Below are 23175 nucleotides of genomic sequence, written 5' to 3'. Positions count from 1 at the left end.
GCGGTATCAGCGCTGATAACGGCTCTCAGGACGACACGCAAGGGTTGCGCGCCTTATGTTACTGCAAAACCAGATCAAAGTTTGGCTTCTCCTGCTGGCGGCACTTATCCTTGGCCTCTGGGTTTTCCGCGGCATTCTTTTGCCCTTCGTTGTCGGCATGGCGCTGGCCTATCTGCTTGACCCGGTTGCCGACCAGCTTGAGCGCTGGAAATTCAGCCGCTTCTGGGCGACATCCGTTATCCTGACGCTGGCGCTGGTGATATTCACCGGTGCATTTTTCCTGATCGTGCCGCTTGTGGCGCAACAGGCAGTGGGTCTGGCGCAGCGCCTGCCGGGCTATGTCAATCAATTGCAGGAACTGGCCAATCAATGGGCGCCGGAAGTCTATGCTTTTCTGGGGGCTGAGCGTTTTGCACAGGTGCAGAACGCCTTGGCGGACCTGTTGCAGAACGGCCTGGGGATCGCGGGCAATATTTTCGGCCAGATCATGCAGTCCAGCATGACGCTTTTGAACGCCATCGGCCTTTTGGTGGTCACGCCTGTGGTTGCCTTTTACATGCTGCTCGACTGGGATGGCATGGTCACCGCTGCCGACAAATTGCTGCCGCGCAAGCATCGCGACGAAATCCGGGGCGTGTTGAAGGACATCGATGTGGCCATGGCCGGCGTGATCCGCGGGCAGGTGAGTGTGGTTTTGCTGCTGAGCGTGTTTTATGCAACCTCGCTCACCCTGACCGGGCTCAGCTTCGGTCTTGCCATCGGTCTGGTGGCGGGGCTGTTGAGCTTCATTCCCTATGTGGGTTTTCTGGTCGGGTTCGTGCTTTCAGTGGGCGTGGCGCTTGTGCAGTTCTGGCCCGAATGGCCGATGATCGTTGCGGTTTTCGTGGTGTTTTTGGTCGGTCAGTTTCTTGAGGGCAATATTCTTTACCCCAAACTCGTGGGCAGCAGCATCGGGGTGCATCCGGTCTGGCTGATGTTCGCCCTGTTTGCCTTCGGCCTGATTTTCGGTTTTGTCGGCCTGTTGCTGGCCGTGCCTATGGCGGCAGTGGCCAGTGTTCTGATACGCTTTGCCGTACGCAAATATCAGGAAAGCCCGCTATATCTGGAAGCGGACGGGAGCAGCGGTGGTCAGTCACCCAAGGCAAAATAGTCAGACGGGCGTCGATCTGCTCGACGCCGAGCCGGAATTGCCCGTTCGGCATGGCGGCCAGCTTGTTCTCGATCTTGGTCACACCCCTTCGCATGCCGAGGCTGACTTTATCGTCAGCCCGGGCAATCAGCTTGCCTTTGAACATGTCATTGCCTTTCCCAACTGGTCCGGTCCGCTCAGCCTGATTTCCGGCCCCGCCAAATCAGGAAAGTCCCATCTGGCCCGCATCTGGGCCGAGCGGGCAGAGGCGGTGCATGCGCTGCCGGAGGCGCTGGAAACGCTGGCCGGGCAGGGCGGCACCCAGCCGGTGCTGCTGGAAGATGTGGACCGTATCGCCTATGACGAGCAGGCCTTGTTCCATCTGCTCAACCAGTGCATGCGCGACGCCCGGCCCTTGCTGATGACGGCGCGCAATCCGGTGAGCCAGTGGCCCTATAAAACCGCTGACGTGCTGTCGCGGGCCCGGCTGGCCTCCAATTTCCCGGTAGAGACCCCTGATGACATCCAACTGTCACAGATGTTGGTGAAACTCTTCGGGGATCGGCAGATCACGATCGACCCCAAAATCATTGCCTATCTGGTTGCGCGCATGGAGCGTTCGACCTCGGAGGCAGTGGCTATCGTTGCGTTGATGGACAAGCTGGCGCTGACGCGGCGGGCTTCCGTCACGCGTTCAATTGCTGCTGAAGCCCTGGCCATCCGCGCCGAGGCGCAGACCAACTCTTCCGGAAACGGTGACCCCGATGAATGAAATCACAGATATCCCAGAAGCCAATACCGAGGACACTGCGCCGGATGTGGAAGCGCTGAGGACCAGTCCGGCTCGCTTCGTCAATCGCGAGGTCTCCTGGCTGCAGTTCAATATGCGGGTGCTTGAAGAGGCGGGTAACACCAATCACCCGCTGCTCGAACGGCTGCGTTTCGTCTCGATCTCCGCCAACAATCTCGATGAATTCTTCATGGTGCGCGTGGCCGGCCTGAAGGGCCAGGTGCGCGCCGGCATGTCCAAGATGAGCGCTGACGGGCTTTCGGCCACCGAACAGCTGGAAGACATCACCACGCTCGCCCAGCACCTGCAGCTTGAGCAGCAGGATTACTGGCAGACCATGCGCGAGGAATTGTTTGCGCAAAACGTGGTGATTCATGAAGAGGAAGACTTAAGCCCCGAGCAGATCAAGTTCCTGCAAAAGCTGTTCCGCGAGGAAATTTTCCCGGTCCTGACCCCGATTGCGGTCGATCCGGCCCACCCGTTCCCCTTCATTCCCAATCTCGGCTTTTCGCTGGCCTTCCAGCTGGAGCGGGCCAATAGCACCGAACGGCTTCTGGCGCTGGTGCGCCTGCCGCTCAATGTCGACCGCTTCATCAGCCTGCCATCCAGCCTGACGGCGGAACGCCGCACGGAACTGGTGACGCTGGAAACGCTGGTCAAGCTGTTCTTCCACAAGATGTTCCCCGGCTACAAAATTCTGGGGTCCGGCGCGTTCCGGCTGATCCGCGACAGTGAAATCGAAATCGATGACGAAGCCGAAGATCTCGTGGTCGAATTCGAAAGTGCCCTGCGCCAGCGCCGCCGCGGACAGGTGATCCGGCTGGAAATCGAAAAATCCATGCCCAAGATCCTGCGCCGGCATATCGCTGAGGAATTGCGCGTCAGCCCGGAAGACACGTTTGAAGTGGAAGGCTTTATGGGGCTGGGCGATGCCGCCAAGATTTGCGATATCGATCGCCCCGATCTGAAATTCACGCCCTATCACGCGCGTTTCCCGGAGCGGATTCGCGATTTTCACGGTGATTGTCTGGCCGCGATCCAGGCCAAGGACCTGCTCGTCCATCATCCATTCGAGAGCTTCGATGTGGTGGCGCAATTCCTTATGCAGGCCGCGCGTGACCCGGATGTCGTGGCCATCAAGCAGACGCTTTACAGAACCTCATCCGATTCCCCGATCATCAAAGCGCTGGTTATTGCAGCGGAAGCGGGCAAATCCGTCACCGCGCTGGTCGAACTCAAGGCGCGCTTTGACGAAGAGGCCAATATCCGCTGGGCCCGCGATCTGGAGCGGGCAGGGGCACAGGTGGTTTTCGGGTTCATCGAACTCAAGACCCATGCCAAGCTGAGCCAGGTCGTGCGGCGCGAAAAGGGCAAGTTGGTCAGCTATTGCCATATCGGTACCGGCAATTACCACCCGATCACCGCCAAGGTTTATACCGACCTGAGCTATTTCACTTCCAACCCGGCCATCACCCGCGACGTTGCCCGGGTGTTCAATTACATCACCGGTTACGCCCGGCCCTCGGAGATGGAATGCATCGCGGTTTCCCCGGTCAATCTGCGCCAGACGCTGCTTGACGGGATTGCCAAGGAAATCCAACACGCCGAGCGCGGCGAACCCGCCAATATCTGGTTCAAGATGAATGCGCTGGTCGATCCGATTATCATCGATGCGCTTTATGATGCCAGTATTGCCGGGGTCAAGGTTGAGTTGATCGTGCGCGGCATTTGCTGCCTGCGGCCCGGCATTCCCGGCTTTTCCGACAATATCCGGGTCAAATCAGTCGTCGGCCGCTTCCTCGAGCACTCCCGCATCTATTGCTTTGGCAATGGCGCGGAAATGCCCTCGCGCGAGGCCATGGTCTATATTTCCTCCGCTGACCTGATGCAACGCAACCTCGACTGGCGCGTTGAGGCTTTGACACCGATGCTGAACAACACGGTGCATAAACAGATCCTTGAACGGATCATGGTCGCCTATCTCCGCGACAATCAGCAAAGCTGGGAAGTCCTGCCCGATGGGAGCTCGCAGCGCGTGCGGCCAAAAGACGGCGATGAGTTGTTTAATGCCCACGACTATTTTATGACAAACCCAAGTCTGTCGGGCCGGGGTAGTGCCCTGACCGGCAGCGACGATAGTGACGAGGATGACGATTGATAGTCAGATGGGGCGTTGATGCCGACCCAACCGCCCAGGGCCGGATTAAAGGCGCTAAACCTGTCGCGGTTCTCGACATCGGTTCAAACTCCGTGCGTTTGGTGGTCTATGAGCGTCACGCACGGGCACTGACCCCTCTCTATAACGAAAAGGCTTCATGTGCCCTGGGACGCGGTGTTGCCGCGACCGGGCGGCTGGCAGATGCCAACACGGCGCATGCGCTTCAGGCGATGCGCCGTTTTGCATTGGTGGCCAGGCTCATGGGCGTGGGCCAGACACATATTCTGGCGACATCCGCCGTGCGTGAAGCCAGTAATGGCCCGGCTTTTTGCGCCGATGTGGAAGCGATCATGCACGCCCCGGTCAAAGTGCTCGCAGGTGTGGAAGAAGCCCATTATGCCGCCATTGGCGTTGTGGCCGGCATGCCTGAATTTACCGGTGTTGTCGGTGATCTTGGCGGCGGCAGCCTTGAATTGTCGCGCGTTGAAAACGGGACGGACACAGGCGGGGAAACCCACGAGCTGGGCGTGATCCGCCTGCAGGACGATAGCGGCGGTTCAGCGCAAAAGGCCGCCGGGCTTGCGCGCGAACGGCTGCAGAAATCGGCACAATTCGGCGCGGGACCAAACGGCACATTCTGCGCCATTGGCGGGACATGGCGGTCGCTGGTCAAACTGCATCAGCGTCAAAAGAAATACCCGCTGCACATGATCCAGCACTATACCGCCAAGGCATCAGACATTATTGAACTCTGCGACACGGTTGTTGCGGATTTCGAGGCGACCGGCACTTACCAGAACGAAAATCACTTGAGCTCCTCCCGGCGGGGCCTGATGCCGTTTGGTGCCGCAATCATGTCGGAAACGCTGCGCGCGGGACAATTCGACAAGGTTGTCTTCTCCGCCCTCGGTGTGCGTGAGGGCTATCTTTACAGCCTGCTGAAACCGAAGGAGCAGGCCGTCGACCCCTTGCTGCAGGCGTGTGAGGAAATGTCGGTGCTGCGCGCCCGCTCGCCAGCCCATGCCTATGACCTGATGGAATTTTCAGAGCAGTTTATCGCCGGTACCGGCCTGTCGGAGACCCCAGCTGAGACGCGCTTGCGCCACGCACTGTGTTTCCTCGCCGACATCGGCTGGCGGGGGCACCCCGATTACCGGGGCGAGCAAAGCGTTGATCTGGTGGCTTATGGTGCGCTTGTGGGCATTGACCATCCCGGCCGGGCGTTTCTGGCCGAGGCGCTGGCCGTGCGCTATATGGGTCTCAAGCACAAAAGTATCAGCAGCGCCTTGCTGAAACTGGCGGGCAGCAAGGGCAGTGCGCGCGCCCGCATTCTCGGTGCGCTTCTGCGGGTCGCCTATCCCATGTCGGCAGGCATGCCCGGCGTATTGCCGCGTGTCCGCTTTTCAACAGACGGCGATACGCTGGTTTTGCACCTGCCGCAGGATTTTGAATTCCTCGGCGGCGACCGTTTGGAAAACCGCCTGTCTCAGCTCGCCAACACGTCGAACATGAGCGATAAACGCGTCACGATTGGCTGATTGGTACCTCGATAATACCTTCGTCCGTTGCGGCAAGGCCGATACGGCCATGCTTGATCGCGAGAGCCCGGTCCCCGAATATTGAGCGCCGCCAACCCTTGAGCGCCGACACGTCTGCATTGTCGTCGAGCACAAGCGCGTCAATATCGTCAGAGGTGGCAATGATCCGCGCGGCGACACCCTCGCGCTCGGAAACAGCCTTCAGCAGCACCCGGATCAAATCCCCAATCGGACCTTTGGGCGAGGGGCCATGGACGCGTGCGGGCAAGGTCGGCAGGCTATCCTTGGGCAAATCCTCAACTTCCTTGAGGACCTTGATAATTTCGCTAGCAGCTGCCGAACGGCCAAATCCACGTGGCACGACCCGCATCTTGTCGAATTTTTCAGCCTGAAGCGGACGTTGTACGGCCAGTTCGTATATGGCGTCATCCTTGAGAATGCGACCGCGCGGCTGGTCGTTATCCTGCGCCCGCTGTTCGCGCCATGCGGCCAGCGCCTTCAAGGCAGCCAGATCGCGCGGGCGATTGATTTTCATCTTCAGGCGGCGCCAGGCGTCTTCCGGCTTGACGATATAGGTGTCGATGCTGGAGAGCGTGGCGTTTTCATCCGCTACCCAGCTGGCGCGATCCATCTCGTCAATCTTGGCGCGCAATGTCACATAGATATCGCGCAGATGGGTGACGTCTGCCAGCGCATAGGTGAGCTGTTTCTCGCTCAGGGGGCGGGCCGACCAATCCGTGAACCGGGAACTCTTGTCGATCTGCACGCCAACGACAGAGCGCACCAGATTGTCGTAGGAAACGCTGTCACCATAACCGCAGACGCTGGCTGCGATCTGGGTGTCAAACAGGTTTACCGGCACGTCACCGGAGAGCTTTACGAAAATTTCCACATCCTGGCGGGCGGCGTGAAACACCTTGGTGACGGCGGCATTTGCCATCAATTCGAACAGGGGCGAAAGATCGATACCTTTGGCCAGCGGATCGATCAGCACAGCCTGTTCGGTGGTTGCGGCCTGGACCAGACAAAGTTTTGGCCAGTAGGTCGTTTCGCGGAGAAATTCGGTATCAACAGTGACGAAATCAAATTGCGCGGCGTGTTGGCAAAATTTTGCCAGTTCGGCAGTTGCCGTAATTACATGCATGAGGTTTTTACTCGTTTATTTTTCCAACCCCTAGCAGGTGTCGGGCGATGACTCCAGAATTGAAGCCAAATTTGGTTTCCATGACACGGCTTGCAAGTGCCGCCTCCGGTGCTGCAAGCTTGACAAACCGGCTTGCCCATGCGCTTTTCCGGCCCATGAAATCCCCGGATTCCGATAAAAAACAAGAGTAGATCATGCATCGCTATCGTTCGCATACATGCGCGCAATTGAATTCCAGTGAAGTTGGCAAAACCGTGCGCCTTAGCGGTTGGGTTCACCGTGTGCGCGATCATGGCGGCCTGTTGTTTATCGATCTGCGCGATCACTACGGGCTGACCCAGTGCGTGGTTGATCCCGATTCGTCGGCTTTCGCGCTGGCCGAAACCCTGCGCGCCGAATGGGTTGTGCGCATTGATGGCGAGGTGAAAGCCCGCGCCGCCGATGCTGTGAACCCGAACCTGCCAACAGGTGAGATTGAGCTGTTCATCAATGAGATTGAGGTGCTCAGCAAGGCCGGCGAATTGCCGATGCCGGTGTTTGGCGATCAGGAATATCCTGAGGACATTCGCTTGCGCTACCGCTTCCTCGATCTGCGTCGGGAAGCCTTGCACCGCAATATCATGACCCGCACCAAGATTGTGGCCGCGATGCGCCGCGAGATGACCAATGCCGGTTTTGCTGAATTCCAGACGCCGATTCTTTCGGCCTCGTCACCGGAAGGTGCTCGTGATTTTCTGGTGCCCAGCCGCATCCATGAGGGCAAGTTCTACGCGCTGCCCCAGGCACCACAGCAATACAAACAGCTGTTGATGACCTCAGGCTTTGACCGCTATTTCCAGATTGCGCCCTGTTTCCGCGATGAAGACCCGCGCGCAGATCGTCTGCCGGGTGAATTCTATCAGCTCGATCTCGAAATGAGCTTCATCGAGCAGGAAGACGTGCTCGCGACCATGGAACCGGTCATTCGCGGCATTTTTGAAGAATTTGCCGAGGGCAAGCCGGTGACCCAGAACTTCCGCCGCATTCCCTATGCGGAAGCGCTGCGGACTTATGGCTCGGACAAGCCGGACCTCAGGAACCCGATTGAAATGCAGGCGGTTACCCCGCATTTCGCTGAATCGGGCTTCAAGGTTTTCGCCAATATGATCGCCAATGATCCGAAGGTGGAAATCTGGGCTGTGCCCGCCAAGACAGGCGGCAGCCGCGCATTTTGTGACCGGATGAATTCCTGGGCGCAGGGCGAGGGCCAGCCGGGCCTTGGCTATATCTTCTGGCGTGAAGAAGGTGGCGCGCTGGAAGGCGCAGGCCCCCTGGCCAAGAATATCGGCCCGGAACGCACCGAGGCCATCCGCACCCAGATGGGCCTTGAAGCGGGCGATGCCTGTTTCTTTGTTGCCGGTGACCCGGCCAAGTTCCACCGTTTTGCCGGCGATGCCCGCACGCGCGTTGGCGAGGAACTGAACCTTGTCGATACCGAGCGCTTTGAACTCTGCTGGATCGTCGATTTTCCCTTTTATGAGTGGAACGAGGACGAAAAGCGCGTCGACTTCGCCCATAATCCGTTCTCAATGCCGCAAGGGGGCATGGAGGCGCTGGAAAACGAGGATCCGCTGTCGATCAAGGCCTATCAGTACGACATGGTCTGCAACGGCTTTGAAATCGCTTCAGGCGGATTGCGTAACCATTTGCCGGAACTGATGATCAAGGCTTTCGGCATTGCCGGGCTTGGGCCTGACGTTGTTGAAGAGCGCTTTGGCGGCCTGTACCGGGCCTTCCAGTACGGCGCGCCGCCGCATGGGGGCATGGGGGCCGGGCTTGACCGGATCGTCATGCTGCTTGTGGGCGCCAAGAACCTGCGCGAGATCACGCTGTTCCCCATGAACCAGCAGGCCGAAGACCTGTTGATGGGCGCGCCCTCCAGCGTGAGCGCGAAGCAGCTGCGCGAACTGCATATCCGGGTTAATCTGGACACGAAATAAGTTTTGAACCGGCCAGGGCCTGCCTGGCCGGTTCAAACCCGTCTTTTGTAAGGGGTGGGCTGAGCCTTTTTGTAAGGCTTTGTAAGCCTTAACAGGACTTTAAACCCTCGGTGCTAGTCAGGGTCACCACGCGGCACACTCGGAGAGGTTCCCGGTGAACTCTCGTCTATCGCAAATTCTGATCGTATTGGGGGCGCTGCTGGCTTTTGTGCCCGTGCTCGCGGTCGATTATTTGCTCGATACCTATGTGCGTGACCGGGAATCACAGCGCCTTTTTGCCAGCCTGGAATCACTGACGGCCGAGGCACAGGATGCGGTTTATGGCGGCGTGTCCGCCATCCACCAGATTCTGAATGACAGCCCGTCGCTTTGTGCGCCCACCTTTGTGGCCAATGTCCAGAAACAGCTGCAGGCCAATATCTGTCTGAAACAGGTTCTGGTCGAGAATTACGACGGCGTTCAGTATTGCAACGGCTTTGGGGCACCGGTCAGCTATTCGATGCTGTCTGAAGGGCTGACCATTCCCGGCAATGCGGAATCGATCAGCGTGGTGCGGTTCGCCGGAGAAACCCTGCCGAGCCTCAAGGTGACGCGCTTTGTCGGCGCCAATCGCATGATTTCCGCTTTCGTGCATATCAGCCCGCGGCTGGAGGGCGGATTGCCGCGTGAATTCGCCAATGCCGCGCTGTTGCGCATCGCCCTGACCGATGGCACCGAAATCATCACCTATGGCGACCCCGCGCTCGCGGATGCGGGTAAAGCGGGCGGCGAGATGGTGGCCTCCCGTGTGATTGCGGACGCCTTGCCGCTGATGAGTGTGGCGGCCATCCCGTTTGAAGCGGTGCGCGCGCAATACACGACGCTTGATATCGGAATCACGATGGCTGCGGCGATGATGAGCGCGGCGTTTCTGCTGCTCGCCTTCCAGTATGTCCGGCGCGTACGCCTGCCGGTCTTCGATCTGGAGCGGGCCATCGAGCGCAATGAGCTGAAACCCTTTTATCAGCCGATCATGAATATCTCGACCGGACGGCTGGCCGGCTGCGAAGTGCTGGTGCGCTGGGTGAAGAAGGACGGCAAGATCGTCTCGCCGGGCATGTTCATCGATTATGCCGAAGCGACCGGACTGGCCATTCCCATGACCATCAAGCTGATGCAGCAGGTCCGTGCGGATCTGGCGCATATCTGCCGGGACATGCCGGACCTGAAAGTCGGCATCAACCTGTTTGAAGGGCATTTCCGCGACACCTCGATTGTCGACGATGTGCAGGCGATCTTTGACGGCTCCGGCATCAGTTTCCGCCAGCTGACATTCGAAATCACCGAGCGCCGCCCGCTGGTCAACCAGATGGCCGTGGACGGGGTGATTGGCGGGCTGCAGGCCCTTGGGTGCCGTCTGGCCATCGATGATGCCGGTACCGGCCATTCCAACCTAGAGGCGATCCAGACGCTTGGGGTGGATATTATCAAGATCGACCGTGTGTTTGTCAGCATGATCAAGCCCGAGGCCGACAGCGTGCCTGTGCTGGACGGCCTGATCAACATGGCCAATGACATGGGCGTGGAAATCGTTGCCGAAGGGGTCGAGACGGAAGCCCAGGCGGTTTACCTGCGCAATCATGGCGTTTCCCAGGCGCAGGGGTTCCTGTTCGCGCCGGCGCTGCCCACAGCCTCGTTTGTCGAACTGGCAGAGGCCCTGAACGGCGCACCGGCCCGCGCCGGCAAGGTCGCAGCGGCCAGCATATCGCCGGGCGCGGCGGATGATGCTGCTGAAAAAGCGGCCTGATGTAAGGTTTCGACCCTCAAGCAGCATGTCGGGCTTTCTTTTCCCGCCGATTAATGGCACCAACATTTACAAAAAACCGGAAGGGGACCGCATGTCTCGCGAATTGACCGAGCAGCAGAAAGCCTTGCGCGAAGCTGCGCTGCATTTTCATGAATTTCCAAAACCCGGCAAGATCGAGATTGTGCCCACCAAGCCGCTGGGCAACCAGCGCGATCTGGCACTCGCCTATTCGCCCGGTGTTGCCGCTCCGTGTGAGGAAATCGCCGACGATCCCGAAAAAGCCTATGCCTATACCGCACGGGGCAATCTGGTTGCGGTGATCTCCAATGGTACGGCGGTGCTGGGCCTCGGCGCTATTGGCGCACTCGCGTCCAAGCCGGTGATGGAAGGCAAGGCGGTTCTGTTCAAGAAATTCGCCGGTATTGATGCCATCGATATTGAAATCGACGAACTGGACCCGCAAAAGTTCATCGAAGTGGTGCGCCCGCTGGAGCCGACCTTTGGCGGCATAAACCTCGAAGACATCAAGGCGCCGGACTGCTTTGATATTGAAGAGCAATTGCGTGCCCGCATGAAAATTCCGGTTTTCCATGACGATCAGCATGGTACCGCGATCATCGTGGCGGCAGCGGTTCTCAACGGCCTGCGGCTCGCCAACAAAAAGCTCGAAGATGTAAAAATCTGTACCTCGGGCGCCGGTGCTGCCGCTATCGCATGTCTGAACCTTTTGATCAGCCTTGGGGCCAAGCGCGAAAACATCTGGGTGGGGGACCGCGACGGTCTGGTCACCACGACGCGCAATGAGGAAATGGACAAATGGCGCGCAGCCTTTGCCCGTGACACAACCGCAAAGACGCTGGCGGAAGTCATGGACGGCGCGGACATTTTCATCGGCCTGAGTGCTGCCGGTGCGCTGAAGCCGGAAATGCTCAAGAACATGGCCAAGAACCCGCTGATCATGGCGCTGGCCAACCCGACACCGGAAATCATGCCGGAACTGGCCCGCGAAGTGCGACCGGACGCCATGATCTGCACCGGGCGCTCGGATTACCCCAATCAGGTCAACAATGTTCTCTGTTTCCCGTTCCTGTTCCGCGGCGCGCTTGATGTGGGCGCGACAGCGATCAACGAGGAAATGAAAATGGCGGCTGTGGTCGCCATCGCCAAACTGGCCCATGAACCCGCGCTCGAAGCCTCGGCCACCGGTGCGGGCACGATTTTCGGGCCGGAATATCTCATTCCAAGCCCGTTCGATCAGCGCCTGATTCTGAAAATTGCCCCGGCGGTTGCCAAGGCCGCCATGGATAGCGGCGTTGCCCGGCGTCCGATCACCGATTTTGACGCCTATAAGGACAGCCTGAACCGCTTTGTGTTCCGCTCCGGCCTGGTGATGAAACCAATCATCGAACAGGCTCAGGGCAAGGGCAAACGCATCGCATTTGCCGATGGCGAGGACGAGCGCGTGTTGCGCGCTACACAGGTCATTCTGGAAGAGGGCATCGCGCGCCCGATCCTGATCGGCCGTCCGGCAGTCATTGAGAGCCGCATTGAACGCTTTGGCCTGACGCTGAAGCCGGGTGTGGATTTCGAGATCATCAATCCTGAGGACGATCCGCGTTATCGCGATTACGTCTCCCTGTTCCATTCGCTTGTGGGACGCAGCGGCGTGACACCCGACACCGCGCGCACCATCGTGCGCACCAATACAACGGTGATTGGCACGCTGGCGGTGAAACGCGGTGAGGCGGATGCATTGATCTGTGGTCTGCAGGGCCGGTTCATCAAGCATGTGCGGGACATCAAGTCGGTGATCGGTTTGGCCGACGGCGTCAAGGACGTCTCGGCCATGTCCATGCTGATCATGCCGCGCGGCGTGTTTTTCCTCGCGGACACTTATGTGACGCTGGACCCGACAGCCGATGAGGTGGTCGACATCGCCCTGCAGGCGCGCAGCCACCTCAAGCGCTTCAATATCGAGGCCAAGGCCGCGCTGTTGAGCTATTCGAATTTCGGTTCGCGCAATGGCGACAGTGCCTATAAAATGCGTGAAGCCTATCAAAAGCTCAAAGCCGTCGCGCCCGACTTTATCGTTGAGGGCGAATTGCAGGGCGATCTGGCGCTTAACGAAGAATTGCGTGAGCGCTATATCACCGGGTCCATGCTGCAGGGCGAAGCCAATCTGCTGCTGTTCCCAAACCTGGAATCGGCCAACCTTTCCATGACGCTGCTCAAGGAAATGAACAATGCGCTTTCAGTCGGGCCCTTGCTGATGGGCACGAAAAGCCCGGCCCATATCCTTGCGCCATCAACAACCAGCCGCGGCATTGTCAATGCCGCAGCGATTGCCGCCACGGAAGCTTTGTCCCTGCGGTAGACCTGAATTTGGCGTGAAACAGCCTTCCTTACTGGAAGGCTGTTTCCGCAAAAGAGCGTAATTTGCGTGAATGCAGGCGTTCAGGGGGCTGATCGCGCAGGATTTCCATCGCCCTCAGACCGATCAGCAAATGCTGGTTGACCTGGGTGCGATAAAATTCCGAAGCCATGCCCGGCAGTTTGATTTCGCCATGCAAAGGCTTGTCAGAGACGCAAAGCAGCGTGCCATAGGGCACCCGGAACCGGAAGCCATTGGCTGCAATCGTGGCACTCTCCATATCCAGCGCCACGGCGCGGGACTGGCTGAGCCGCTGGACGATTTCCTTTTGGTCGCGCAATTCCCAGTTGCGGTTGTCGAATGTCGCCACGGTGCCGGTGCGCATAACCCGCTTGATTTCCATACCCTCAAGCTTGGTGACTTCAGCCACCGCCTGTTCCAGCGCGACCTGAACCTCGGCCAGTGCCGGAATGGGTACCGAAAGCGGCAGGTCGGCGTCGAGCACATGGTCTTCGCGCACATAGGCATGGGCCAGCACATAATCGCCCAGTTCCTGCGAATTTCTGAGGCCCGCACAATGGCCCAGCATCAGCCAGGCATGGGGCCTGAGCACAGCCACATGGTCGGTGATGGTCTTGGCGTTGGACGGGCCGACACCGATATTGACCATGGTGATGCCGCGGCTTTCACCTGTGGTGAGATGATAGGCGGGCATTTGCGGAATGCGCGGCGGATGTTCGCCCACTGTGCCACCGCCCAGCCGGCTATTGGTGGTGATGACATTGCCCGGTTCGACAAACCGGTCGTAATCGGGATGGCCGCTTTCCATGTATTTATGGGCAACCCGCTGAAATTCCTCGATATAGAACTGGTAATTGGTGAAAATCACGAAGTTCTGGAAATGGCTCGGATTGGTTGCGGTGTAATGGGCGAGCCGCTGAAGCGAATAATCCACCCTTGGGCCCGTAAAGGCCGCCAGCGGATAGGGGCCGCCTGACGCTGGAACGACTGTGCCATTGGCAATCTCGTCATCGGTATTCTGCAGGTCCGGCACATCAAACAGATCGCGCAGCGGCACGCCGATACGGTTGATGATTTCCCCGTCGATCCGCTCTTGCGGGCTGACCGCGAAATGCAGCGGGATCGGGGTGTCGGATTCGCTGATTTCGATGTCGCCGACATAGTTTTTCAGCAGGAGCGAGAACTGTTCGATCAGATAGGTCTTGAACAGGTCCGGATCGCTCAATGTCGTGCGGTAGACGCCCGGCGTATGCAAAAATCCGTAAGGCAGGCGGGAGTCGACCTTCTGGTGGCTGGTTGAGGCAATCTGCGCCTGCGGATAGGTCGCGCGCACTTTGCCTGCCGGCACTTTTCCCTTGCTCAGGGCGACCAGATGGTCACGGATAAAGCTTGTATTACGATGATAGATTTCAGCGACATATTCCCATGCCTTGACGGGATCGTTGAAGGATTTTGTCGGGAGTGCCTCTGGGCTGATGATTTCCATGTTCTTCCTTCCGCACCATAGCGGCTCTGAATGTTCTTTTTTCTCTTGCCTATCAGCCATGACAGTTTCGCCGGACAAGAGCAACTATTCCGCACGCGTGTTGCTGCATTCACCTTTTGGTGACCGGTCTTTAAACCGGCCGGAACGTCACCATCTATTGTAGGAACTCGCCCGGTTCTGGCAAACGACCCATGCACGGGTGAGTGGATACATAGTCCGCCGCGGTCCCCAAGCCCTCAACAGCGCGGCGCTTGTATCCAGGAAGACCGTGGCGTGATCTGATCCGCCACGGTCTTTCCCTTTTAAAGTGGCCCGTTGGCTGCTTTGTTTTGGGCGTTTCCCTGTGCTCTTCTGTTATCAACTCGCAACAAGCCGGTTGGCCTTGACGGGGCGATTGACTATAAAGCCGCTGAAACTGGGGAATCCTTGATGGATCTGGCGTTTGTTATTCCTGCCTATAATGAGGAAGCTCTTATAGGCCCATGTGTTGAGGCTGTGTTGCGCGAGGTCAAGCGTACCGGAATCAATGCCGAAATCATTGTCGTCAACAACGCCTCGAGCGACCGGACGGGCGAAGTTGCCGCAGCGTTTCCCGGCGTGACCGTGGTCAATGAGCTGCAAAAGGGGCTGGTGCATGCGCGCCGGGCCGGGTTTGAAGCCTCCACGGCCGAACTGGTGGCCAATATCGACGCGGATACCGAATTGCCCGAGGGCTGGATCGACACCGTGCTGACCACCTTTGAGCGCCAGCCGGAACTGGTGGCGCTGAGCGGGCCTTATATCTATCACGACCTGTCGCTGTGGAACCGGTTCCTCGTGCGCATGTTCTACTACATCTCGTTTGCCGTTTACCTGCTCAACCGCTTCGTTCTGCGGGTCGGCTCGATGATCCAGGGCGGCAATTTTGTCATCCGCCGCTCGGCCTGGGTCAAGGCGGGTGGCTATGACACATCCATCTCGTTTTATGGCGAAGACACTGATATCGCCGTGCGCCTGAGCAAGGTTGGTCCGGTGAAATGGACCTTCGGCCTGCCCATGCTGACCTCTGGCCGCCGGCTTGAGGAAGAGGGTGTGTTCAAGACTGCAGGCACCTATGTGCTCAACTATTTCTGGGTCACATTCCGCGGCAAACCGGTCACCAAAGACTATACCGATATCCGGCCCGGCGACCGGAAATAGGGCAGGCTGCCTTAAAACCTTCAGATTGGGCTGTTTACATTTCGTCATGGTTCTTTAGGTTCGGCCCCAGAGCGGGGCCGCGCCAGGGGCCCTTGACGTGAAGTGCCGGCGGGTCATTGAACCGCAGCCGGCCGTAAACTCCCAAAGAAATAAAGGTTTGATCATGACACACGCCAAGACTGGCGACACTGTGCGCATCCATTACACCGGTAAACTGACCGACGGCACCCAGTTCGATTCATCGACAGGGCGCGATCCGCTGGAATTCCAGCTGGGCGCAGGCCAGGTCATCAAAGGGCTTGAGAAGGAAATTGACGGCATGGAAGTCGGCACCAAGTCGACCGTCACCATTCCGGCGCCTGAAGCCTATGGGGCCCACGACCCCGCCCAGGTGCAGCGCGTTGAACGCACCGTCATTCCCGCCGATATCGATTTGCAGGTTGGCATGCAGCTTGGGGCCAATACCCAGAATGGCAACCAGATCACGCTGACTGTCACCGAAATCGGCGATGCCGAGGTGACCCTTGATGCCAATCACCCGCTTGCGGGCAAGGATCTGGTGTTCGATGTGGAGCTCGTCGAAGTCGTCTGACGCGATCGCGCGCCAACAGCATAAACAGATAAACGGCGACGCAGGCTGAGGCCGCGCCGCCGTTTTTTTTATTTACTAGAACGTCTGGGGTTCAGCCGGTTTGTTGTCGAGGATGGTCTCGATCTTCTCGATCAGCTCGCCGGTCAGCTTGTCGCGGCTGTCGAGGGCTTTCAGATTGTCTTTGAGCTGGCTTTCCTTGGATGCCCCGAGAATGACGGTGGAGACATTCGGATTGCACAGGCACCAGAGCAGGGCCATGTGATGGATCGGCATGCCGGCTTCATCTGCAAGCTTGGCCAGCGCCTTGACCTTGTTGATCCGGGCCTTGCCCGCATCGCTCTCGAAATTCTCCTTGAGCCATTCATAGCCGGGCAGGTTGGCACGGCTGTCCGCCGGGATGCCGTCATTGTACTTGCCGGTCAAAAGCCCGGAGGCCAGCGGTGACCAGATCGTGGTGCCAAGGCCCATCAGGTCGTAAAGCGGGCGGTAATCGCCCTCAACCTTCTCGCGGGTGAACATGTTGTATTGCGGCTGTTCCATGGTCGGCGGCGTCATGTTGTATTGCCGCGCCACGGCATAGGCCTCGGTCAGCTGCTGGGCAGACCATTCCGAGGTGCCCCAGTACAAAATCTTGCCCTGTGTGACCAGATTATGCATTGCCGAAACGGTTTCCTCGATCGGGGTGGTGACGTCGGGACGGTGGCAATAATAAAGGTCGAGATAATCGACACCGAGCCGTTTCAGGCCGGCATGGCAGGCATCCACGATATGCTTGCGCGACAGGCCCTTGTTCATCGGCCCTTCGCCGCCCCAGAAGACTTTCGTCGACACCGCATAGGTGTCGCGCTTCAGCCCGAGCTGTTTGATGGCATCGCCCATGACCTGCTCGGCGGCACCCGATTCATAGCCCTCGGCATTGTCAAAGAAATTGACACCCGCGTCGTAAGCGGTGCCGATGAGGCTGGCCGCCGCGCCCGTATCTACCTGTTTGGCGAAGGTGACCCACGCGCCAAAAGAAAATTCGCTGACTTTCAAGCCAGACTTGCCCAAACGCCGATACAGCATTTTGCGCCTCTCTGATTTTTTGGATTAACGATAACACGATACCAGCTAGCGGCGGGGCAAGGGAAGGGGGCAGGCTGGAATATTTGTTTGATCCGGGCCTTGAAACCGCAGGCAAGGGGGCAGGTGGCAAGGGAGCGGGTTGTTGTGACCGGGTTGTGTGTGACCGGGCTGCAAGTGATCAGCCGGCGAGGAGTGCCATGTCCCGTGCCAGCATGGCCGCATGGGTCCGGTTTTTGGCATTCATCTTACGGGTCAGGGTTTTGACATGCAGTTTGACTGTCACTTCCTGAAGATCGAGACGCAGACCGATCTCCTTGTTCGACATGCCCTCGCAAAGCCCGGCCAATACCTCAAGCTCGCGCTTGGTGAGGCCGAGTGCGGTGGCGCTTTCAGGCGCCTGATCCGCGCCGGTCATGAAATTGACGGGCAGAAAAACCTCGCCCGCCACCATGAATTTGACAGCGTTGACCAGCGAGCGCGCTTTCATGGTCTTGGGCACAAAGCCTTTTGCGCCGCCGTCTATGGCGCGCTGGGCCACGGTTTTGTTGGCGACCCCGGAGAGCAGGGCTACGGGTGTGTCCGGCGCTGTGCGCATGACCAGACGCATGCCGGCGAGTTCATTCATGCCCGGCATCTGGTAATCAAGAAAGATCAAATCAAACGGTTCGCTCTGCTTGAGCACCTCGATGACCGCATCAATGCTGGCCGCATGGGCAACCGTGCATTCTGCCTCCCGTTCCAGAACATCGGCAATCATTTCTCGAACGAGATCATGGTCATCCGCAATAAGTATTCGCATGTCATTTGGCTCCCTTGCGCAATGATACTAAGGTTTATGCCAGCCATGCGGAAGTCACGCCTATACTAAAGGTTAGTATTTTCTCCAATGCGCCCGTGCACGTCTCAGGGGAATAGCTATGGTCTTTCATGTGTCGAAACAGCCGCAACCAGAAAGGTTGACCGGGGACTTGAAAGGGAAGTCATGACCAGATTGGGACCATACGTCATCGCCGCCGCTATAGCTCTGGCACTACCTGCCCATGCCGACAATATGGCACCATTGCCAGAACCGCAGGGAGACATCGTGTTGACCGTCTCCGGCCTTGTGGAGCAAACCAATGTCGGCACTGAAGCGGTGTTCGACATGGAAATGCTCAGGGCACTGCCTGCCACGAGCTTTGAAACCAGCACAATCTGGACTGAAGGTGTGCGTGAGTTCACCGGCGTGCAATTGTCGGATTTACTGGCCCTGACCGGCGCGGGTGGAGAAACTTTGAAAGCGACCGCGATCAACGATTATGCGGTCGATATCCCTGTAAGTGACGCTGTCGAGGGCGGGCCGATCCTTGCCTATGAAATTGACGGCGCGGAAATGTCGGTGCGCGAGCGGGGGCCGCTTTGGGTCGTTTATCCCTACGATCACAACGGCGAATATAGATCTGAAACCATCTATTCCCGCAGCATCTGGCAGCTGACCCGTATCGAGGTCATGGAGTAGGTGGCAATGGAGAGGCCCGTGTCCCTCAGATCCGGATTCGCCAGGATTTGTCCCACGGGCAACGCGCGTATCTGTGCGCTTTTTCTGGCGAGTTTGTTGTTCCTCGGCGCGTTCGTCTATTTCGCATTGCAGGTGAAAACCGAACTGAAAGCGCTGGAAAGCGCGCCGCGCGACAACCTGCACTGGACCTTGTCGCAGCTGGAGGTGGATCTTCTGGTATTGCTGTCGCGTGGCGAGGCTGTTGCCGATAGCGGTGCCGAAGCCCTGCCTGAGTTCCGGCGGCGTTTCGATACCTTCTATAGCCGTGTCACCACACTGGAGCAGGGCGCGTTCATGCGGTCGGTGGCCGATGACAGTAGCATCAGGCAGAACATCAAGCTGATCATTGCGCCGCTCAATGCCGCCATCCCGGTGATTGACGGGCCGGATGCGGCCTTGCTGTCGGCGGTGGCGGAACTGACGGCAGAATTCCGCGCCTTGCTGCCTGTAGTGCGGGCGATTTCCCTGACGGGTGTTGACCTGTTTGCCCAGCGTTCTGACGAAAGCCGGTCCGCCTTCACGCTTTTGCTGCTGCAAACCGCTTTTGCCGGGCTTGTTCTCGTTCTGGCTCTGGGGGTGTCGATCTATTTTCTGTTCCGGCAATACAGGATATCGGTGCGTAAATCCGAACAGATCGCCAGCGCCAGCAGCCGTCTCAAGCAAACCATTGATGCATCGCAGGACCCGATCATCGTGACGGATGCCGAAAAACGGATTGTTGAATACAATCCCGCCGCCATCCGCGTTTTCGGCATTGACCGCGATCAGGCGGTGGGGAGTGACTTCGTTGACCGGTTGATGGCACCCGACTTGTCTGATGAGGAACGCGCGGCGCTGGATAAATTGCTGTCAGCCGGGCCGGGGGTTATCCCGCGTCTGGTCTCCCGCGCCAGGCGTTTGGATGGCACGGAATTCGCCGCCGAACTGTCTGTAGGTGCGGCCAGAAGCGATACCGGCCCGATTCACATCGCCTATATCCGCGATATTTCCCGCCGCCGTGAAGCCGAGCGGGCCATTGTGGAGGCGCGCGACAAGGCGCTGGCCGCTGACCGTGCGAAATCCGACTTTCTGGCGGTCATGAGCCATGAAATGCGCACCCCGCTGAATGGTGTGATCGGCGTCTTGCAAATCCTGCAGGAAACCGGCCTAACCGACGAGCAGCAACGGCTTGTCGGTCTGGCGGAAAATGCCAGTGAAATCCTGCTGCACCACGTCAATGATGTTCTGGACATTGCGCGCATTGAAGCGGGGACGCTGCATTTTGCAGAGGAGCCGCTCGATGTACCGGCTCTGGCCGGGGACGTTGTGGACCTGTGCCAGCCCGACGCGCGCAATAGCGATACCACGATCCGGTTGCAGGCCGATCTTCGTGATCAGCCTTTGCTCAGCGACCCGGTGCGCCTGCGCCAGATCCTGCTGAACCTGATCAGCAATGCGGTAAAATTCAGCCCGGGCGGCCATGTGACCGTATCGATCACCGAAAAAAGGCGTCCCGGAGGCCGCCCCATCGTCAAACTGATTGTCGCGGATGACGGGATTGGCATTGATCTGGCGGATCAGCAGCGGATTTTCGACGACTTCGTGACACTGGATCCCTCGTTTAATCGCCCCGCTATGGGCGTCGGGCTGGGGCTGGGAATTACGCGACGGCTTATTGAGGGGATGGGCGGCAATATAAAATTGGCCAGCGCTCCGGGTGAGGGCAGCGTGTTCACGGTGGAACTGCCCATGCAGATCGCCCCGGCGGCGACTGAACTGCAACCTGTCGCCACGCGCGGGGCAGACAATGCCGGGCAGGGCGCTGCCGTTCTGGTTGTTGAAGACAATGACACCAACCGGCTTATTGTCAGCCATATGCTCGCCCAACAGGACTGTGTGGTGGTTGAGGCCGCAAATGGCACCGAAGGCATTCGGCTTGCAAACGCGCGCCGTTTCGACCTCATCCTGATGGATGTCAGCATGCCGGGCGTTGACGGGATAGAGGCGACCAAAGCGATCAAGAGCGCGGGAGGCGCATCCACCCGCACGCCGATCATCGGCCTGACGGCCCATACCTCCTTTCAAAAAAGGCAGGTGCATGAGAAGGCGGGCTTTGACGGCTGCCTGTTAAAACCGCTGCGCCGGGACAAATTGATGGAAATCCTTGCCGGGCTTTCGGACCCAGGCTGGAACACATGGCAGGCGGACGCGGCGGATATCAATATCGCCGCAGGTGAATGGTTCGACCCCGATATATTTGGCGAACTGGCCGGGATTTTGCCCGCAGAAACGCTTGCAGCCCGAATCAACATGTTTTCAGCGGAACTCGCCGCCGGTCTGCGGGATATCGAGATGCACATGCGCAATGATCAGCGCCGCGCCGCCGCAGAGACAGCACATCGAATGGTGGGCACGGCAGCGTTTCTCGGAGCACATAAACTGGAAAAGGCCCTGCGCGAGATCGAGGCGTCCCTCGAGACGCAGGCAAGTGACCAGGTTGCCAGCCAGTGCGCAGCCGTCGCCGATATTGCAGCCAACACATTCGTGGCGTTACGGCGCTGCCTGAGAGCCGGGACGCAGGAGCGACGGGCGGACACTGCAACGGCATAAATATTTCGACCATCCAGTACGTTCAGTATTGATTGAACAAAGCGAACGCAGTACAGGTTGCGCGAAGGGACGCCATATGAACGATGCTGCGGACAAGTTTATCGAGAAAATGGGCCTGGTCAGCCAGGGCGAGGGTGGGCCGCGTATTGCCGGGCGCATATTCGGCCTGATGATTGTTGAGGGGCGTGCCTTCAGCCTGCAGGAAATTGCGGAACGGCTGGAAATCAGCAAGGCCAGCGCCAGCACCAATGCGCGCCTGCTTGCCAACAGGGGCGTTTTGCGTCTGACCAGCCGGAAAGGCGTGCGTCAGGATTTCTACGAGCTTGTGCCTGATCCATATCGTCAGATGATCCAGACGGTCAGCGAGGGCATGGCCAGTATTGCCACAGAGATTGCCGAAGCCGAGGCGGACTTTCCCGAGGATGAAAGTGGCGCAAAGACGCGGGTGCGGGAACTTGTTGCATTTTATCGGGAAACCGCCGACGTTTTCGCGGCATGGGCCGCCAAGTCACAACCAGGCAGTAAGCCGCGGTAGTATTTTAATGCCTTCCAACCATCCATGATTGGGCCATTCACATGAATGCAGATGCAAATTCTCCGGATACCCGCAAAGATGATGATGGCAAGCCGGACTGGGCCATGAATGCCCGCGAGCGCGAAAACGCAGAGCGTCGCGCCAAGGGCCTGCCGGTTAAAAGGCGGCGCTGGCCCCTGATTGTGGCGGCGCTGATTGTGTTGGCAATTGTCGGCTGGATTGTTTTCGCCCCGAAACCGGCACCAGAGCCCGAGGTTGCGGGCCTCGAAACACCAACAGTCATGCAGCTCAACGGGATGGAGGTGACAACCATTGCCCGCCAGAATCTTGAGCAGACGATCAAGGTGAGCGGTGCCCTCAAACCGAGTGTGCAATCGCAATTGTCGTCACAGGTTTCTGGCCGTATCGATACCGTCGCCGTGCGGCCCGGTGACAGCGTTGCCAAGGGTGATCTGCTGGCGCAGGTGGATGTGGAGAACCTGACCATCCAGCTGGCGCAGCAAAAAAGCACAGCCGATGCGACAAGGGCCCAGCTTGAGCTGGCCCGCAGCCAACTCGCCCGTACCCGCACCTTGTCCGAACGGGGCCTCTCCTCCGATTCCGTGCTCGAACAGGGGCAATCCAATGTGGATGCGCTTGCCGCCAATCTTGCCGCACAGGAAGGCCAGATTGAAGCCGCAGAGATATCCCTCGCCAATGCCACGATTACCGCGCCGTTTGATGGTGTGGTGGCGACCCGCATGGTGGAGCCGGGACAGCTCGTGTCCACCGGTGCCGCGATTTTGACGCTGGTTGATCTGGCCCGCATGGAAATGCAGGCCATTGTGCCGGTTGGCGCGGGCACGCGGGTGAAACCCGGACAGCGCGTCTACATCAAGGTTGATGGCATTGACGGGGCGCAGTTTGAGGGCGTGGTCGACCGTATAAACCCCGTGGCGCTGGAAGGCACGCGCGCGCTGCCGGTCTATGTCATGATCGACAATGCCGATCAGCAGCTGCGCGGCGGCATGTTTGCCACCGGCCAGATTGTTGTTGCCGAGCGTGAAGATGGTCTGGCGGTTCCCGCACTTGCCCTGCGCGAGGACCCCGGCGGGACCTATGTGCTCAAAATCGCCGATGGCCAACTGGTGCGCCAGAGCGTGACCAGCGACCAGCAATGGGCGGGTGGCCGGCTGGCCGGCATTACCGAGGGCCTTGTCGAAGGCGATGTGATTGTCAGCGCCTCCCTGCCTGAATTGCGCGCGGGCGACGCCGTGCAGGTCGTTGGGGAATAGAG

At 58.8% G+C, this 23175-nt stretch carries 17 protein-coding genes; 13 read left to right on the top strand and 4 right to left on the bottom strand.

Annotated features, from left to right (window positions below):
• Positions 1 to 55 precede the first annotated feature (55 nt).
• From L1P08_RS04255 to L1P08_RS04240, 4 genes are read left to right on the top strand one after another with little or no spacing between them, the layout of a single operon-like run.
• The gene (locus L1P08_RS04255) at positions 56 to 1150 is read left to right on the top strand and encodes an AI-2E family transporter (RefSeq protein ID WP_303618761.1); all 1095 of its coding nucleotides are present in this window, start codon (positions 56 to 58) and stop codon (positions 1148 to 1150) included.
• Positions 1125 to 1901 carry a P-loop NTPase family protein gene (locus L1P08_RS04250; RefSeq protein ID WP_303618760.1) on the top strand — a complete coding sequence of 259 codons (777 nt, stop codon included), beginning with the start codon at positions 1125 to 1127 and terminating at the stop codon, positions 1899 to 1901. Before L1P08_RS04255 ends, L1P08_RS04250 begins: the two co-directional genes overlap by 26 nt.
• The gene (locus L1P08_RS04245) at positions 1894 to 4077 is read left to right on the top strand and encodes an RNA degradosome polyphosphate kinase (protein ID WP_303618759.1); all 2184 of its coding nucleotides are present in this window, start codon (positions 1894 to 1896) and stop codon (positions 4075 to 4077) included. The genes L1P08_RS04250 and L1P08_RS04245 overlap by 8 nt, the downstream gene beginning before the upstream one ends.
• Complete coding sequence (locus L1P08_RS04240; RefSeq protein ID WP_303618758.1) at positions 4074 to 5615, top strand: Ppx/GppA phosphatase family protein; 1542 nt, start codon at positions 4074 to 4076, stop codon at positions 5613 to 5615. Before L1P08_RS04245 ends, L1P08_RS04240 begins: the two co-directional genes overlap by 4 nt.
• Here L1P08_RS04240 and rnd read toward each other — a convergent pair.
• Positions 5602 to 6759, bottom strand: coding sequence for a ribonuclease D (gene rnd, locus L1P08_RS04235; RefSeq protein ID WP_303618757.1), 1158 nt, complete (start codon positions 6757 to 6759; stop codon positions 5602 to 5604). The genes L1P08_RS04240 and rnd overlap by 14 nt on opposite strands.
• Positions 6760 to 6953: 194 nt before the next feature.
• Between rnd and aspS the strand changes: the two genes are divergently transcribed.
• From aspS to L1P08_RS04220, 3 genes are all read left to right on the top strand, one after another.
• Positions 6954 to 8738, top strand: a complete 1785-nt coding sequence (aspS, locus tag L1P08_RS04230) for an aspartate--tRNA ligase (RefSeq protein WP_303618756.1) — start codon at positions 6954 to 6956, stop codon at positions 8736 to 8738.
• 154 nt (positions 8739 to 8892) lie between these two features.
• The gene (locus L1P08_RS04225) at positions 8893 to 10524 is read left to right on the top strand and encodes an EAL domain-containing protein (protein ID WP_303618755.1); all 1632 of its coding nucleotides are present in this window, start codon (positions 8893 to 8895) and stop codon (positions 10522 to 10524) included.
• Positions 10525 to 10615: 91 nt separating this feature from the next.
• Complete coding sequence (locus L1P08_RS04220; protein ID WP_303618754.1) at positions 10616 to 12898, top strand: NADP-dependent malic enzyme; 2283 nt, start codon at positions 10616 to 10618, stop codon at positions 12896 to 12898.
• A gap of 28 nt (positions 12899 to 12926) precedes the next feature.
• On the opposite strand, the gene L1P08_RS04215 is transcribed toward L1P08_RS04220, so the two are convergent.
• Positions 12927 to 14402, bottom strand: a complete 1476-nt coding sequence (locus L1P08_RS04215; RefSeq protein ID WP_303618753.1) for an AMP nucleosidase — start codon at positions 14400 to 14402, stop codon at positions 12927 to 12929.
• A 429-nt stretch (positions 14403 to 14831) separates the two neighbouring features.
• Between L1P08_RS04215 and L1P08_RS04210 the strand changes: the two genes are divergently transcribed.
• Both L1P08_RS04210 and L1P08_RS04205 read left to right on the top strand, forming a co-directional pair.
• The gene (locus tag L1P08_RS04210; protein ID WP_303618752.1) at positions 14832 to 15581 is read left to right on the top strand and encodes a glycosyltransferase family 2 protein; all 750 of its coding nucleotides are present in this window, start codon (positions 14832 to 14834) and stop codon (positions 15579 to 15581) included.
• A gap of 163 nt (positions 15582 to 15744) precedes the next feature.
• On the top strand, positions 15745 to 16173 hold the full coding sequence (locus L1P08_RS04205; RefSeq protein WP_303618751.1) for an FKBP-type peptidyl-prolyl cis-trans isomerase: 429 nt from the start codon (positions 15745 to 15747) through the stop codon (positions 16171 to 16173).
• 75 nt (positions 16174 to 16248) lie between these two features.
• Here L1P08_RS04205 and L1P08_RS04200 read toward each other — a convergent pair whose 3' ends face one another.
• Entirely contained in the window at positions 16249 to 17238 is a 990-nt protein-coding gene (locus L1P08_RS04200) for a potassium channel beta subunit family protein (protein ID WP_303618750.1), read from the bottom strand.
• Positions 17239 to 17416: 178 nt separating this feature from the next.
• Positions 17417 to 18037 (bottom strand): response regulator, encoded by a 621-nt coding sequence (locus L1P08_RS04195; protein ID WP_303618749.1) that lies wholly within the window; start codon positions 18035 to 18037, stop codon positions 17417 to 17419.
• A gap of 183 nt (positions 18038 to 18220) precedes the next feature.
• Between L1P08_RS04195 and L1P08_RS04190 the strand changes: the two genes are divergently transcribed.
• From L1P08_RS04190 to L1P08_RS04175, 4 genes are all read left to right on the top strand, one after another.
• Positions 18221 to 18736, top strand: a complete 516-nt coding sequence (locus tag L1P08_RS04190) for a putative pterin-binding protein (protein ID WP_303618748.1) — start codon at positions 18221 to 18223, stop codon at positions 18734 to 18736.
• Between the two features lie 18 nt (positions 18737 to 18754).
• Positions 18755 to 21364, top strand: coding sequence for a hybrid sensor histidine kinase/response regulator (locus L1P08_RS04185; protein WP_303618747.1), 2610 nt, complete (start codon positions 18755 to 18757; stop codon positions 21362 to 21364).
• 76 nt (positions 21365 to 21440) lie between these two features.
• Positions 21441 to 21899: a GbsR/MarR family transcriptional regulator gene (locus tag L1P08_RS04180; RefSeq protein WP_303618746.1), complete on the top strand. Its 459-nt coding sequence runs from the start codon at positions 21441 to 21443 to the stop codon at positions 21897 to 21899.
• A 41-nt stretch (positions 21900 to 21940) separates the two neighbouring features.
• Positions 21941 to 23173 carry an efflux RND transporter periplasmic adaptor subunit gene (locus L1P08_RS04175; RefSeq protein ID WP_303618745.1) on the top strand — a complete coding sequence of 411 codons (1233 nt, stop codon included), beginning with the start codon at positions 21941 to 21943 and terminating at the stop codon, positions 23171 to 23173.
• The last annotated feature ends 2 nt before the right edge of the window (positions 23174 to 23175 follow it).

This window comes from Mariluticola halotolerans, assembly GCF_021611515.1.
Classification (GTDB): domain Bacteria; phylum Pseudomonadota; class Alphaproteobacteria; order Rhizobiales; family Devosiaceae; genus Mariluticola; species Mariluticola halotolerans.
This window is presented reverse-complemented; position numbering and strand designations above follow the sequence as displayed.

What these genes read in the sequence shown, in the direction of transcription:
- L1P08_RS04255 (WP_303618761.1), top strand. Translation starts at nt 56, where the DNA reads ATGTTACTGCAAAACCAGATCAAAGTTTGGCTTCTCCTGCTGGCGGCA.
- L1P08_RS04245 (WP_303618759.1), top strand. Translation starts at nt 1,894, where the DNA reads ATGAATGAAATCACAGATATCCCAGAAGCCAATACCGAGGACACTGCG.
- rnd (WP_303618757.1), bottom strand. Translation starts at nt 6,759, where the DNA reads ATGCATGTAATTACGGCAACTGCCGAACTGGCAAAATTTTGCCAACAC.
- aspS (WP_303618756.1), top strand. Translation starts at nt 6,954, where the DNA reads ATGCATCGCTATCGTTCGCATACATGCGCGCAATTGAATTCCAGTGAA.
- L1P08_RS04220 (WP_303618754.1), top strand. Translation starts at nt 10,616, where the DNA reads ATGTCTCGCGAATTGACCGAGCAGCAGAAAGCCTTGCGCGAAGCTGCG.
- L1P08_RS04215 (WP_303618753.1), bottom strand. Translation starts at nt 14,402, where the DNA reads ATGGAAATCATCAGCCCAGAGGCACTCCCGACAAAATCCTTCAACGAT.
- L1P08_RS04210 (WP_303618752.1), top strand. Translation starts at nt 14,832, where the DNA reads ATGGATCTGGCGTTTGTTATTCCTGCCTATAATGAGGAAGCTCTTATA.
- L1P08_RS04205 (WP_303618751.1), top strand. Translation starts at nt 15,745, where the DNA reads ATGACACACGCCAAGACTGGCGACACTGTGCGCATCCATTACACCGGT.
- L1P08_RS04200 (WP_303618750.1), bottom strand. Translation starts at nt 17,238, where the DNA reads ATGCTGTATCGGCGTTTGGGCAAGTCTGGCTTGAAAGTCAGCGAATTT.
- L1P08_RS04195 (WP_303618749.1), bottom strand. Translation starts at nt 18,037, where the DNA reads ATGCGAATACTTATTGCGGATGACCATGATCTCGTTCGAGAAATGATT.
- L1P08_RS04190 (WP_303618748.1), top strand. Translation starts at nt 18,221, where the DNA reads ATGACCAGATTGGGACCATACGTCATCGCCGCCGCTATAGCTCTGGCA.
- L1P08_RS04180 (WP_303618746.1), top strand. Translation starts at nt 21,441, where the DNA reads ATGAACGATGCTGCGGACAAGTTTATCGAGAAAATGGGCCTGGTCAGC.
- L1P08_RS04175 (WP_303618745.1), top strand. Translation starts at nt 21,941, where the DNA reads ATGAATGCAGATGCAAATTCTCCGGATACCCGCAAAGATGATGATGGC.